10 protein-coding genes and 3 pseudogenes are annotated in these 14147 nt (G+C 72.5%); 11 read left to right on the top strand and 2 right to left on the bottom strand.

Annotated features, from left to right (window positions below; genetic code table 11):
* Positions 1-11 precede the first annotated feature (11 nt).
* Together OTB20_RS16605 and OTB20_RS16610 are read right to left on the bottom strand one after the other, a co-directional pair.
* Positions 12-650, bottom strand: a complete 639-nt coding sequence (locus OTB20_RS16605) for a TetR/AcrR family transcriptional regulator (RefSeq protein WP_267761916.1) — start codon at positions 648-650, stop codon at positions 12-14.
* Positions 651-795: 145 nt separating this feature from the next.
* Positions 796-1011 carry a hypothetical protein gene (locus tag OTB20_RS16610; protein ID WP_267818283.1) on the bottom strand — a complete coding sequence of 72 codons (216 nt, stop codon included), beginning with the start codon at positions 1009-1011 and terminating at the stop codon, positions 796-798.
* Between the two features lie 120 nt (positions 1012-1131).
* Between OTB20_RS16610 and OTB20_RS16615 the strand changes: the two genes are divergently transcribed.
* The 11 genes and pseudogenes from OTB20_RS16615 (at position 1132) to moeZ (ending at position 14134) form a co-directional block, all read left to right on the top strand.
* Entirely contained in the window at positions 1132-2169 is a 1038-nt protein-coding gene (locus OTB20_RS16615; RefSeq protein ID WP_267818285.1) for an alpha/beta fold hydrolase, read from the top strand.
* Between the two features lie 4 nt (positions 2170-2173).
* Entirely contained in the window at positions 2174-3709 is a 1536-nt protein-coding gene (locus tag OTB20_RS16620) for a DUF3152 domain-containing protein (RefSeq protein WP_267818287.1), read from the top strand.
* Between the two features lie 46 nt (positions 3710-3755).
* Positions 3756-3851, top strand: coding sequence for an Ms4533A family Cys-rich leader peptide (locus OTB20_RS42430; RefSeq protein WP_323182329.1), 96 nt, complete (start codon positions 3756-3758; stop codon positions 3849-3851).
* Positions 3852-4075: 224 nt separating this feature from the next.
* Positions 4076-5255: pseudogene (locus OTB20_RS16625) on the top strand (RNA-guided endonuclease InsQ/TnpB family protein).
* A 64-nt stretch (positions 5256-5319) separates the two neighbouring features.
* Positions 5320-6493, top strand: a pseudogene (locus OTB20_RS16630) (ABC transporter substrate-binding protein); the annotation flags it as partial.
* 47 nt (positions 6494-6540) lie between these two features.
* Positions 6541-8120: pseudogene (locus OTB20_RS16635) on the top strand (dipeptide ABC transporter ATP-binding protein).
* A gap of 172 nt (positions 8121-8292) precedes the next feature.
* Positions 8293-10116 (top strand): DUF3492 domain-containing protein, encoded by a 1824-nt coding sequence (locus OTB20_RS16640; RefSeq protein ID WP_267818408.1) that lies wholly within the window; start codon positions 8293-8295, stop codon positions 10114-10116.
* Positions 10113-11033 (top strand): hypothetical protein, encoded by a 921-nt coding sequence (locus OTB20_RS16645; RefSeq protein WP_267818289.1) that lies wholly within the window; start codon positions 10113-10115, stop codon positions 11031-11033. Before OTB20_RS16640 ends, OTB20_RS16645 begins: the two co-directional genes overlap by 4 nt.
* 108 nt (positions 11034-11141) lie before the next feature.
* On the top strand, positions 11142-12152 hold the full coding sequence (locus OTB20_RS16650; RefSeq protein WP_267818290.1) for an NAD-dependent epimerase/dehydratase: 1011 nt from the start codon (positions 11142-11144) through the stop codon (positions 12150-12152).
* A complete protein-coding gene (locus OTB20_RS16655; RefSeq protein ID WP_267818292.1) occupies positions 12140-12892 on the top strand; it encodes a spherulation-specific family 4 protein in 753 nt (250 codons plus the stop codon). The genes OTB20_RS16650 and OTB20_RS16655 overlap by 13 nt, the downstream gene beginning before the upstream one ends.
* A gap of 63 nt (positions 12893-12955) precedes the next feature.
* On the top strand, positions 12956-14134 hold the full coding sequence (moeZ, locus tag OTB20_RS16660; protein ID WP_267755687.1) for an adenylyltransferase/sulfurtransferase MoeZ: 1179 nt from the start codon (positions 12956-12958) through the stop codon (positions 14132-14134).
* The last annotated feature ends 13 nt before the right edge of the window (positions 14135-14147 follow it).

Genomic DNA, 14147 nt, shown 5'->3' on the forward strand with positions numbered 1-14147 from the left:
GCCGGCCCGGCTCAGACGTCCGTCGGGTGCAGCGGGAAGCCGGCGATTCCGCGCCAGGCGAGGGAGGTCAGCAGGCCCACCGCGGTGTCGCGGGCGACCGGGCTCTCGCTCGACAACCAGTACCGGGCCACGACCTGCGAGACCCCGCCCAGGCCGACGGCCAGCAGCATCGACTCGTCCTTCGACAGGCCGGTGTCCTCGGCGATGACGTCCGAGATGGCCTCGGCGCACTGCAGCGAGACGCGGTCGACGCGCTCGCGCACGGCCGGCTCGTTCGTCAGGTCCGACTCGAAGACGAGCCGGAAGGCGCCGCCCTCGTCCTGCACGTAGGCGAAGTAGGCGTCCATGGTCGCGGCGACGCGCATCTTGTTGTCGGTGGTGGACGCCAGCGCGGTGCGCACGGAGACCAGCAGGGACTCGCAGTGCTGGTCGAGAAGAGCCAGGTAGAGGTCGAGCTTGCCCGGGAAGTGCTGGTAGAGCACCGGCTTGCTGACCCCGGCCCGCTCGGCGATGTCGTCCATCGCCGCAGCGTGGTAACCCTGCGCGACGAAGACCTCCTGGGCCGCGCCCAGCAGCTGGTTGCGCCGGGCCCGGCGCGGAAGTCGCGTGCCCCGCGGACGCGCTGCCTCGGTCTGCTCGATGGCTGTCACGCCGCCTCCCAATTTCTTTTGAACACAGTGCGCCTTGCGCCGCGCGGCCATCGTACTTTTCGGTAACCGAATCTGGAGGGTTCAAGCCGAGTTTTCTCGCGGTACGGACCGCCGGTTACCCCCGGAGATGCTGGTCAGCGCTGGATCAGCGGTAGTCCTCCTCGTCCAGGGCCACCACCCGGGCCTGCTCGACGGCGTCCCCGTCCGCGACTTCGCGCTGTCCCACGGCCGTGAGCGGATCGTCCTCGCTCGGGATCAGCTCCGTGTTCTGCTCCGCCGCGTCCGCCTCGGGGGCTTCCACGTCGAGGGGTTCTCGCAGTTCTGGCTGGAAGGTGTCCGGTTCCGCAGGGTCGACAGTCATGGAGCACCCCTTTCCTCCTACGAGCCTAGGAGGATCGCGCGTACCCCGCTAGGCGGTCCGCCAAGCATCTGTGACGGCGAACACAAGAGGAGCCGCGTGATCGTCTCGTAACATTGCCCCATGTCTTCGACCGAGCTGCCGGGTGTACGGTCCACCGCCGCGTCGTCTTCCCTGGTGGGAGCCGTGCGAGTGGCCGAAGGGGAGCAGCTGCGCACCGACCGGCTGCCCGGGCTGGAAATGGCCGTACGGGTCCGCCCGCCGGTCCGAACCGGCCTGCCGCCCGCGCTCTTCGTCCACGGACTCGGCGGGTCCTCGCAGAACTGGTCCGCGCTCATGGGGCGGCTCGCCGACTCCGTGGACGGCGAGGCCGTCGACCTGCCCGGCTTCGGCTGGTCCCCGCCGCCCGCCGACCGGGACTACTCCGTCACCGGGTTCGCGCGCGCCGTCATCCGTCACCTCGACGCGGCCGGGCGTGGGCCGGTCCACCTGTTCGGGAACTCCCTCGGCGGGGCCGCCTCCACCCGGGTCGCGGCCGTCCGGCCCGACCTGGTGCGCACGCTGACGCTCGTCTCCCCGGCCCTGCCCGAACTGCGCGTGCAGAGCTCGGCCGTGCCGACCGCGCTGCTCGCCGTACCCGGCATGGCCGGGCTCCTCGTCCGGCTCACCCGCGGGCTGAGCGCCGAGCGGCGCACCCGGGGGGTGACGGAGCTCTGTTACGGAGACCCCTCGCGGGTGACGCCCGAGGCGTTCGCGGCGGCCGTCGAGGAGATGGAGCGGCGGATCGCACTGCCGTACTTCTGGGACGCGTTGGCCCGTTCCTCGCGCGGCATCGTCGACGCGTACACCCTCGGTGGCCAGCACGGGCTCTGGCGCCAGGCGCAGCGCGTGCTCGCCCCGACGCTGCTGGTCTACGGTGGCCGGGACCAACTCGTCTCGTACCGTATGGCGCGCAAGGCCGCCGCGGCCTTCCGGGGTTCGCGGCTACTGTGCCTGCCCGAGGCCGGACACGTGGCCATGATGGAGCACCCCGAGGTGGTCGCGGCCGCGTTCCGGGAGCTGTTGGACGCCACCGGCGGCGGGTCCGGCTCCCGGCCGGATCCGGCCGGGACGGAGCACACCGTGCAGACAGTGAACAGCGACGAGGACGGCAAGGGCTGAGGACGTGGGACGACATAGTCGCAAGGAGCCCGGCCAAGCCGCCGGCTCCGGCCATCCGCAGCCGGCCGAGCGGGCCGGTGCCCAGGCCGGAGCGCCGGCCCCGGCCGGGTGGTCCGAGGCGGCCGCCGCCCCTCGTGGGTACGCGGCCCCGCCGCGCCACGAGCCGGCTCCGGCCGCGCGCGGCGGCCACCCCGAACAGCGCGAGCCCGGCGGCGCCTGGGGCGCGGCCGCCGGTACCGGCACCGCGGACGGGGACTGGCGCGGGGCCCCGCGCACCCGGCCGGCGACCGGCGCGGGCCTGCCCGTACCGGGGCAGACGCGGGAGGGCGGCGTCCCGGCCTTCGGTGTCCCGGCCTTCGACACCCGGACTTTCGACACCCCGGCCTTCGGTACCCCCGCGGTTGGGTTCCCGCAGATCACCCTGGACTCCCCGCCGACCTCGACGGGTTCGCACCACCGGGTCCCGTTCCCCGAGGACCCCTTCACCTCGACGGGCTCCCACCGCGGGGGCCTGGTGTCCGAGGACGCCTTCACCTCGACGGGCTCCCACCGTCGGATCCCGGTCCCCGAGGACGCCTTCACCGCGACGCGCTCCCCCTACGGGGCGCCGGCGCCCGAGGACGCCTTCACCGCGACCGGCTCGCACCGCCGGATCCCCGCCCCCCGCAAGCCGGTCACCCCGGTCCAGGAGGCCCCGCCCGCGGCCGGGCGCGGCGGCAAGGCCCGTACGTACGCCGGGATGGCCGCCGCGGCCGTCACCGTCGCGCTCGCCGTCGTCGTCGCGGGCCAGGTGACCCCCGAGAGCGACACCGGCAAGAACAGTGCGCGCGCCGCCGACGAGGGCAACAGCCACGCCGCCCAGGGCAACTCCGCCGCCTCCCGCTCCGACGACCGGCCCACCCCGGACGCCTCCGCGTTGCTCCAGGCCGCGCCGGAGCTCTCGTACGAGGAGAAGATGGCGCAGCAGTTCCCGATCGACGAGAAGCTGAAGGGCTCCGGCGCATTCGACACCGTGCCCGGCGTGGCCGAGGGGCCCGGCAAGGGCCGGGTGGTCCGCTACCGCGTCGACGTGGAGCAGGGGCTCGCCCTGGACCCGCAGCTGTTCGCCGAGGCCGTCCACCGCACGCTGAACGACGACCGGAGCTGGGGACACGGCGGTACGAAGACCTTCGAGCGGGTGCCGGGCGGCGAGGCCGACTTCGTCATCACGCTCGCCAGCCCCGGGACCACCGGCGTCTGGTGCAAGAAGTCCGGGCTCGACACCACCGTCGACAACGTCTCCTGCGACTCCGCGTCGACCGACCGCGTGATGATCAACGCGTACCGCTGGTCGCAGGGCTCGGCGACGTACGGGGCGGACCAGATGTTCGCCTACCGCCAGATGCTGATCAACCACGAGGTCGGCCACCGGCTGGGCCACGGGCACGTGAACTGCTCGACACGGGGCACGCTCGCCCCGATCATGCAGCAGCAGACGAAGTCCCTGGACATCAACGACATCCAGTGCAAGGCCAACCCCTGGGTGTTCCCCGGGAGTTGATCGGCCGCGCTGACAAGCCGTCCGAAGGTCGGTCATTGTTCTCCGCATGTCGCACCTCCACACCACCACCGCGAGCGCCGCCATTGAGCTGGCGCTGCTTGGTGTGACCGCGCACAGCGTGGCCGACATCCTCTGTCGCTGACGCCTCCCTGAGCGCGCGACTTCTTCTTTCTCTCCGTTGTTTCGCCGCGCCCGGGGGCTCCATGCCCGCAGGTGCGGCTCCATCCCTGATCTTGCGTGGGTATCCCCTGTTCTAGCTGGGGAGGAAACGCATCCTTGGCCCGGAGGCGCGGAGCGCCGGAGTTCGCTGTGTTGTCAGTGGCCCTGGCTGTGTTGATTCACAGGAGTTGGAAGGGGGCGGGCCGGGTGATCCGTGCGTACAGGTTCCTCATGCGGCCCACCGTGGGTCAGTCGATCGCGCTCGGCGAGATGCTGCGTGATCACTGCTCGCTGTACAACGGGGCGTTGCAGGAACGGCGTGAAGCCTACCGGCATGTGTCGAAGACGAGCGTCAAGTACGGGCAGCAGTCGGCGCAGCTCAGGGAGGTCCGGGTGTTCGACCCGGAGTGTCAGGGCCGGTGGTCGTTCTCCTCGCAGCAGGCCACGCTCCGCCGCCTGGACAAGGCGTTTCAGGCGTTCTTCCGCCGGGTCAAGTCCGGCGACACCCCCGGCTACCCCCGGTTCCGTGGCGTCAACTGGTTCGACACGGTCGACTTCCCCAAGGACGGTGACGGCTGCCGCTGGGATGCCACCCCGCACGATCCGGTGACCCGCGTCCGCCTCCAGGGCGTCGGGCACGTCAAGGTCCACCAGCACCGGCCGGTCGTGGGCAGGGTCAAGACCCTGTCGGTCAAGCGTGAGGGTCGTAAGTGGTTCGTCGTCCTGACCGCCGAGCAGGAGCAGCCCGATCCGCTCCCTGCAACCGGCAGCGTGGTCGGCATCGACATGGGCATCGTGAACTTCCTCGCCGACTCAAATGGTGCCTTCGTCCCCAACCCGCGCCACGGCCGTAGCAACGCGGGCCGTCTCGCCGTCGCACAGCAGGCCCTGAGCCGGTTTCCCCGGGTCCGCCGCGACAAGCGCACCCCCAACCACCGCCGGGCAGTAGACAAGGTCGCGAAGCGCCCACAAGACCGCGTACGCCCTGGTCCGTGAGCATGACTTCATCGCGCACGAAGACCTCAAGATCCGCAACATGGTGCGCACCGTCGCTCCGAAGCCCGACCCCGAAATGCCGGGCGGTTTCCTGCCCAACGGGGCCGCCGCGAAGACCGGATTGAACCGTTCGATCTCTGATGCCGGATGGGGGGTGTTCCTCGCGATCCTGAACGCGAAGGCTGAGAGTGCCGGGCGGGAAGTGATGGCCGTGGACCCCCGCAATACTTCCCGGCGGTGCCCCGGATGCGGGCACACCGCCAAGGAGAATCGGCCCACACAGGACAAATTCCACTGCATAGCGTGCGGCCGCCTGGCACACGCTGACACGGTGGGCGCCGTTAACGTTTTACGGGCCGGGCTGGTCCGTCGCAACGCCGCATTGGCATAGCGAGAAGCCCCCTCATTCATGAGGGGGAGGAGTCACGGCCCGTCAGTCCCTCATATCGCGCCGCGTGGCCGCGGTCGCCGTCAGCGTCGTTCTGGCCGGGGGCGCCGCCGCCTGCGGGCCCAAGGACGGCACGGACAAGGCCTCCGCCGGCGGCAAGCCGGGCGCCACCGGCGCCGCCCCGCAGAAGGGCGGCACCCTGACCGTCCTCAACAACGAGCCGCAGAGCGACTTCGACCCCGCCCGCCTCTACACCTCCGGCGGCGGCAACGTCCCCTCGCTCGTCTTCCGTACGCTCACCACCCGCAACCGCGAGGCGGGCCCGGCCGGCGCCGAGGTGGCCCGACCTGGCCACCGACCTCGGCAAGCCCAACGCCGACGCCACCGAGTGGACGTACACGCTGAAGGACGGACTGAACTACGAGGACGGCTCGCCGATCACCACCGCCGACATCAAGTACGGCATCGAGCGGTCCTTCGCCGCCGAACTGTCGGGCGGAGCCCCGTACCTGCGTGACTGGCTGGTCGGCGGAGAGACGTACGAGGGCCCGTACAAGGACGGCGGCAAGGGCCTCGATTCGATCGTCGTGCCCGATGCGAAGACGATCGTCTTCAAACTCCGCAAGCCCGAGGGGGAGTTCCCCTTCCTCGCCACGCAGACGCAGTTCGCGCCCGTGCCCAAGGCCAAGGAAACCGGAGTCAAGTACGAGGAGCACCCGCTCTCCTCCGGCCCGTACAAGGTCGTCAAGAACGAGAACGACGGCGAGCACCTCACCCTCGAGCGCAACGAGAACTGGGACGAGAAGACCGACGAGGAGCGCAAGGCCTACCCGGACAAGATCGACGTCCGGTCCGGACTCGACGCGGCGGTCATCAACCAGCGCCTGTCCACCAGCTCCGGCGCCGACGCGGCCGCCGTCACCACCGACACCAACCTCGGCCCGGCCGAGCTCGCCCAGATCGGCGCGAACAAGGAACTCCAGGGCCGGGTCGGCACCGGGCACTTCGGCTACGTCAACTACCTCGCCTTCAACCCGAAGACCGCCCCCTTCGACAACCCGAAGGTCCGCCAGGCCATCTCCTACGCGATCAACCGCACCAGCGTGATCAACGCGGCCGGCGGCTCCGCCCTCGCCGAGCCGGCCACCACCTTCCTGCCCGAGCTGGAGGCCTTCGGCTTCACCGCCTACGACCACTTCCCGGCCGGCAGGACCGGCGACCCGGCCAAGGCCAAGGAACTACGGCCTCCCCGGCGGAGCTCCGCCAGCTGCGCGGGGGCGTCGCCGCCATGGTCTTCCAGGATCCGATGAGCTCCCTGGACCCGTACTACGCCATGGGCGACCAGATCGCCGAGGTGTACCGGATCCACTCCGACGCCTCGCGGCGCGCCGCGCGGGCCCGGGCGGTGGAGGTACTGGACCGGGTGGGCATACCCGACGCGGTACGCCGCTCCCGGGCACGGCCGCACGAGTTCAGCGGAGGCATGCGGCAACGGGCCCTGATCGCGATGGCGTTGGCGTGCGAGCCGAAGCTGCTGATCGCCGACGAGCCGACCACGGCGCTGGACGTCACCGTCCAGGCGCAGATCCTCGACCTGCTGCACGGGCTGCGGGAGGAGCGGGGGCTCGGGCTGCTGCTGGTCACGCACGACGTGGGCGTGGCGGCGGAGAACGTGGACGGGGTGCTCGTCATGCGGGACGGGGTGGTGGTGGAGCGGGGGCCCGTCGGCCGGGTTCTCGCCGAGCCCGGCCACGCGTAGACCCGGGCCCTGCTGGCGGCGGTGCCGAGGCTCGACGCCCCGAGGGTGCCCACGCCGGAGGCGATACGGGCGCTGCCCGTACCCGCGCTTCCCCCGGCTACCGCTGGGAGGGAACGCCTGGCCGGGCTCCGCGGCCTGGGCTCCGCTCCTGGTCTCCCGTGCCGGACTCTGGCGCGGGAGACCAGGAGCGGGGCTCCGCCCCGGAACCCGCGCCTCACACGCCGGCGGGGCTGATTTTGGGCCCGGCGGGGCTGGTGGAGGTGCGGGCAGGGGTGGATTTGGGCCCGGCCGCGCTGGATGAGCCCCCCGTCGTCGAGGCCTTTTCCCTGCGGAAGGAGTTCGGGCGGGGGAAGCGGCGGGTGGAGGCCGTCGGCGGGGTTTCGCTCTTCGTGCGGGGTGGGGAGACGCTCGGGATCGTCGGGGAGAGCGGGAGCGGCAAGAGCACCCTCGGGCGGATGCTCGTCGGACTGCTGGAGCCCGGCTCCGGGCAGGTCCGCCGGGACGGGCGGGAGAGCGTGGGAGTGGTGCCCGGGGTCCAGATGGTCTTCCAGGACCCGGTGGCCTCCCTCAACCCGCGCCGCTCGATCGGCGAGTCCATCGCGGACCCGCTGCGCGCGGCGGGGGAGAAGGACCGGCGGGCGATCCGGGCCCGGGTCGGTGAACTGCTGCTCCGCGTCGGCCTGGAGGAGGCCCACTACGACCGCTACCCGCACGAGTTCAGCGGCGGCCAGCGCCAGCGCGTCGGCATCGCCCGGGCCCTCGCGCCCCGGCCCCGGCTGATCGTCTGCGACGAGCCCGTCCCGGCCCTCGACGTGACCACGCAGGCGCAGGTCACCGCCCTGCTGGCCGAGCTCCAGCGGGAACTCGGCATCGCGCTGGTCTTCATCGCGCACGACCTCGCTGTGGTGCGGCAGGTGAGCGACCGGGTCGCGGTCATGCGGGGCGGGGTGATCGTGGAGGAGGGCCCCGTCGACGAGGTGTACGAGCGGCCCGCGCACGCCTACACCCGGGAGCTGCTGGCCGCCGTCCCGTCCTTCGACCCGGCTCGGGCCGCCGCCCGCCGGCTCGGCCGGAGCCGCCCGGGCGGAGTGCTCGCGGTGTCCTCGTAGTTCTTAGCGTGCTCGAACGCGAACCGTACGGGAAAGTTACGACTCTTCACCCCTTCCGGTGGCGCGACGGACAACCGTCCGTCGCGCCTTCGGCATATCCGCTTGAGTTCGTATCCGGCGGGTCGCCGGACCGACGGAGACCGCCTGAAACGGGAGATCGGGGGTGCCACTCGTGCGGATCGGACTGCTCACGGAAGGTGGTTATCCGTATGCCACGGGCGAAGCGAGGCTGTGGTGCGACCGGCTCGTACGCGGGCTTCCCCAGCACGAGTTCGAGCTCTACGCACTGAGCCGCACCGCCGAGCAGGAGGAGCGCGGCCGGGTGCCGCTGCCCTCCCACGTCACCCGGGTGCACACCGCCCCGCTGTGGGCGCCGGCCGACGACGGGCGCAGCTACCGGCGGCGCGAGCGGCGCCGGTTCGCCGCCGCCTTCACGGAACTGGTCCGCGGGATCTGCGGAGCCGACCCCGACCGGTTCGCGGACGGGCTGTACGGGCTCGCCGCGCTCGCCTGGGAACAGGGCGGGCTGTACGCGGCACTGCGCTCCGAGACCGCCGTACGGGCGGTGGAGTCCGCCTGTCGCGCCCCGGAGGCGAGCAGGGCCGTACAGCGGGCACAGGTCGCGGACCTCCTGGAGTTCGTGGACGAACTGGAGCGGATGCTGCGCCCGTTGTCCCTGGACTGGTACGAGGACCTGCGCGAGGTCGACGTCTGCCACGCGACCGCGGGCGGGGTGGCGGCGATCCCCGGACTCCTGGCCAAACGCTTCTTCGGAAGTCCGCTCCTGGTCACCGAGTACGGGGTCCAGCTGCGGGCCCACTACCTGGAGCACTCCGCGCGGGACGAGCGGCCGGCCGTACGGGCCCTGCTCGCGGCGTTCCACACCCGGCTGGCCGGCGAGATCTACTCCCAGGCCGACCTCCTCACCCCCGGCAACGCACACGCCCGGCGCTGGCAGGAACGCTGCGGGGCCTCCCGCGAGCGGCTGCGCACGGTCTACCCCGGGATGGAGGCGGACCGATTCGCCGGGGTGGGCGAGGACGCGGCGTGCGGAGACCCGCACACGCTCGTCTGGGTCGGCCGGATCGAGCCCGCCAAGGACCTGATCGCCCTGCTGCACGCCTTCGCCGAGGTCCGCAGGGCCGAACCGCGCGCACGGCTGCGGATCTTCGCGACGGCGGTCGGTCCGGCCTCCGGCGGTTCGGGCTCCGGTGGTTCGGCCTCCGGCGGTCCCGCCGGAGCGGGGAACCACGAGGTCGGGCACGGCTACCTGGCCGACTGCCGTTCGCTCGCCGCACAGCTCTTCCCCGACGAGGCCGCCGACGCGCACGCGGTCGGCGAGAACCCGGTCACCTTCGAGGAGATCGGCGGACCCGACGCCCCGAACACGGCCGAGGCCTACGGCTCCGGGCGGGTGGCGGTGCTCTCCTCCGTCATCGAGGGCTTCCCCATCACCCTGGCCGAGGCGATGTTCTGCGGCCGCGCCACCGTGTCCACCGACGTCGGCGCCGTCGTCGAGGTGATCGGCGGGACCGGGCTCGTGGTGCCGCCGCGCAATCCGCGCGCACTCGCGGAAGCCTGCGTCTCGCTGCTGCGGGACCCCGAGCGGGCCCAGCGCCTGGGATCGGCCGCCCGGGCACGTGCCCTCGAACTCTTCACCGTCGAGCAGAACGTCAACGCCTTCCAGGAGTCCTACCTGCGGCTGCTCGCCCACGGCCCGGCCCGCCCCGACGCGACCGGTACCGGAGTGCCCTTCGAGCAGCCGCCCGAGGCCCGGGTCCCGGGCCACTGGGCCACCCCCACCTGGGCCACCCCGGAGCCCTCGGCGGAGCCCCGCACCGCCTCCGCGGCGGACGGCCCGACAGCCCCGGGCGCCGAGGACCCCCCGGCCCCGGCCGGAGCCGTCGAGGCCGGCGACACCGAGCACCCGGTGGCGCCCGACGCCGGCGCCGGGCGCGTCGCGGTGCCCGTCACGAGCTCGGAGGCCTCCCTGTGACCGTTCCCCTGGACGAAGCCGCCCCCGTCGACCCCTCACCGCGCAGACCCTCGCACCGCTCCGGCGGGGATCCCGTCAAGGCGCTGCTCCACCGCCACCGGGAGCTCTGCGAGCACGCCGTGGACCCACTGGAGATCGCCGCCGGGCTGGAGGCGCACGGCATCACCGACCGCACCGCCGCCCGCTTCCGCCACCGGGACGTCTTCTCCCTCGCCGAGGAGCTCTACGCCCGCACCCCCCGCGACGGAACCCCGCCCGCCCCGCCGGCCGGAATCCCGGTCCACGCCAAAGCGGTACGGGGCTTCGGCTACGCGCTGCTGCCCGGGGCCCTCGCGCTGGGGGCGGCCGCCGCCGGGGTGCCCTGGGCCGGGGCCTTCACGGTGCTCGCCACCGTCGCCGCGCTCGGCCGGCCGGGCCAGGCCGCCGGGGGCCGCTTCCCCGCCCCCGTGTACCTGCTGGCCGCCGCCGCCCTCGGCTGGGCCGTCCACCGGCACGGGACCCCGCTCGGGATCGCCCTGGCGGTGTCCGCCGCCCCCGCACACCTGGCCGGCGCCGTCTTCGCGGCCCGCGCCCGGCGCCGGCTCGCCGGGAGCCGGGTCCTGGAGGACTTCGCCGACGGGGTGAGACCGCTGCTCCTCGGGACGCTCGCGCTGTACGCCGTGGCCGCCGCGGGGGCGGCCGCACTGGCCGGGGCCCCGCCGGCGGTGGCCGTGCCGCTCGCGGTGCTGCTCCTCCTGACCCGGCTGCTGCTCGTCCACGGAGCCCCTCGCGGGGCCCTCGCCGCGGCCCCGGCCCTCGTACTCGCCCTGCTCCCGTTCCCCGCGGCGCCGTTCGCCGCCGTGGTGGGAGTCCTCGTACCCGCCGTTCTCGCGCTGTCACGGGCCTCCGCGCACGCGCAGCGGCCCGGAACCCACTGAGTTCTTCGGAAGCACACACCGAAGCGCCGTACCCCCCACCCCGATCCACCCACCCAGCAAGGAGACACAGGACATGACCGGCCAGCCAACCAACCAAGGGGCCGCGCGATGAGGGTGTTGCTGATCGGAGCCAACGGATACCTCGGGCGCTACGTCGCGGACCGGCTGCTCGCCGACCCCGCCGTCCAGCTCACCGTGCTCGGCCGCGGCGACGACGCCGACGTCCGCTTCGACCTCGCCACCGGCAGCCCCGGCGCGCTCACCCGGTTCCTCGACGCCGTGCACCCGGGCGTCGTCATCAACTGCGCCGGAGCCACCCGGGGCGGTGCCCGCGAGCTCACCCGGCACAACACGGTCGCCGTCGCCACCATCTGCGAATCGCTGCGCCGCAGCGGCTGCGGCGCCCGGCTCGTCCAGCTCGGCTGCGCTGCAGAGTACGGGCCCAGCCAGCCCGGATCGTCCACGGCCGAGGACGCCGTGCCCAGGCCTGGTGGGCCGTACGGAGTCAGCAAACTGGCCGCCACCGAGCTCGTACTGGGCTCCGGGCTGGACGCCGTCGTCCTGCGGGTGTTCTCACCCGTCGGCCCCGGCACCCCGGCCGGATCCCCGCTCGGCCGGCTCGCGGAGGCCATGCGGCGCGCGATGCAGTCCGGGGACGGCGAGCTCAAGCTCAGCGGGCTCGGAGTCCAGCGCGACTTCGTCGACGTGCGGGACGTGGCGCGGGCGGTGCACGCCGCCTCGCTGTCGGCCGCGCAGGGCGTCGTCAACATCGGCACCGGCCGGGCGGTCCGGCTGCGCGACGCGGCCGCCGTGCTGGCGCGGGTCGCCGGGTACGGAGGCTCGCTGCACGAGGTCGACGTACCGCAGCACATGCAGCACCCGCAGGCGCACGGGCACCCGGGCCGGCCCACCGGGCTCGCCGCCATCGGCTCCCCGCGCTCCGAGGCCACGGCCGAACAGCTCGCCGCGGCAACAGCCCAACCCCCCTACCCGGACGGGTGCGGAGCCTGGCAGCAGGCGGACGTGCGTACCGCCCGCGACCGGCTCGGCTGGCGGCCCCGCATCAACCTGGAGGAATCCCTCGCGGACATCTGGATGGAGGCGGCGTGCCGCATCTGACCACGCCGGCCACCGCCGGCCCGGCGGCCACCGAGGCCGACCGGCTCGGGTTAGGGGTCCCGGGCTACGCGCACCCGCTGCTGGCCCCGGTGGAGTGGGCCGAGCTGACCCGGCCCGGCACGCCCCTGCACTGGGCCGTCCTCAACGTCGCGGACGGTCCGGGCGGGCGGCCCGACCCGCACTGCACGGAAACGGCCGGGAAGCTCCGCGGCGCGGGGGGCGAGGTCCTCGGGCATCTCGCGATGCGGGACGGGGAGCGGTCCTTCGGGGAGCTCGTCTCCGACGCCCACCGCTTCCGCGACTGGTACGGCGTCGGCGGCTTCTACCTGGCCGACGCCCCCGCCGGGGAGGCGGACCTGGCCTCGGTGCGCCGGGTCACGGACACCCTGCGGGGACTCGGGGAGGGCATGCGGATCGTCCTCGGACACGGCACCCACCCCTGCGAGGGATATACGGAGACCGCCGACCAACTGGTCACCTTCTCCGGAACCTGGGCCGACTACCGCTGGTCGCAGGTGGCGGAGTGGACGGCGGACCATCCGCCGGAGCAGTTCTGCCACCTCGTGCACGGAGTACCGCGGACACACCTGGAGGAAGCGCTCCGGATCGCCCGCTGGCAGGGCGCGGGGACCATCTGGTTCACCGACCGGCGCGGGGCCGTGGACCGGGACCCGTGGGCGTCGATGCCCGGGTACTGGGACGAAATCGTCTCGCGGATCGGACCGGGTGTCTCGGAATGAAGGAGGGCGTGGCAGTGTTACGGGAAGAACCACCGTTAAGACTTAATCATCTACGGAGTCCCTGTGTCGCTGCCACCCCTGGTAGAGCCAGCTGCTGAGCTCACTGTTGACGAGGTCCGTCGGTACTCCCGCCACCTGATCATCCCGGATGTCGGGATGGACGGCCAGAAGCGCCTGAAGAACGCCAAGGTGCTGGCCGTGGGCGCGGGTGGCCTCGGCTCGCCCGCCCTCATGTACCTCGCCGCGGCCGGCGTCGGCACGCTGGGCATCGTGGAGTTCGACGAGGTCGACGAGTCGAACCTGCAGCGCCAGATCATCCACAGCCAGGCGGACATCGGCCGTTCCAAGGCCGCGTCGGCCCGCGACAGCGTGCTGGGCATCAACCCGTACGTGAACGTGGTCCTTCACGAAGAGCGGCTCGAAGCCGACAACGTGATGGAGATCTTCAGCCAGTACGACCTCATCGTCGACGGCACGGACAACTTCGCCACGCGCTACCTCGTGAACGACGCCTGCGTGCTGCTGAACAAGCCGTACGTCTGGGGTTCGATCTACCGCTTCGACGGCCAGGCCTCCGTCTTCTGGTCCGAGCACGGCCCGTGCTACCGCTGCCTCTACCCGGAGCCGCCCCCGCCGGGCATGGTCCCGAGCTGCGCCGAGGGCGGCGTGCTGGGCGTGCTCTGCGCGTCCATCGGGTCCATCCAGGTCACCGAGGCCATCAAGGTCCTCACGGGTGTCGGCGAGTCGCTGGTCGGCCGTCTGATGATCTACGACGCCCTGGAGATGCAGTACCGCCAGGTCAAGGTCCGCAAGGACCCCGACTGCGCGGTCTGCGGTCCGAACGCGACCGTCACCGAGCTCATCGACTACGAGGCCTTCTGCGGCGTCGTGTCGGAGGAGGCCCAGGAGGCCGCGCTCGGCTCGACGATCACTCCCAAGCAGCTCAAGGAGTGGATCGACAACGACGAGCCGATCGAGATCATCGACGTCCGCGAGATCAACGAGTACGAGATCGTCTCGATCCCCGGCGCGAAGCTGATCCCCAAGGGCGAGTTCCTGATGGGCACCGCCTTGGCGGACCTGCCGCAGGACAAGCGCATCGTCTTGCACTGCAAGACGGGTGTCCGCAGTGCGGAAGTCCTCGCGGTCCTGAAGTCCGCGGGCTTCGCGGACGCGGTCCACGTCGGCGGCGGCGTCATCGGCTGGGTCCACCAGATCGAGCCCGAGAAGCCGATCTACTAGCAGTCACCCGGAT

The sequence above is a fragment of the Streptomyces sp. H27-H1 genome (genome assembly GCF_026627445.1).
GTDB lineage: Bacteria > Actinomycetota > Actinomycetes > Streptomycetales > Streptomycetaceae > Streptomyces.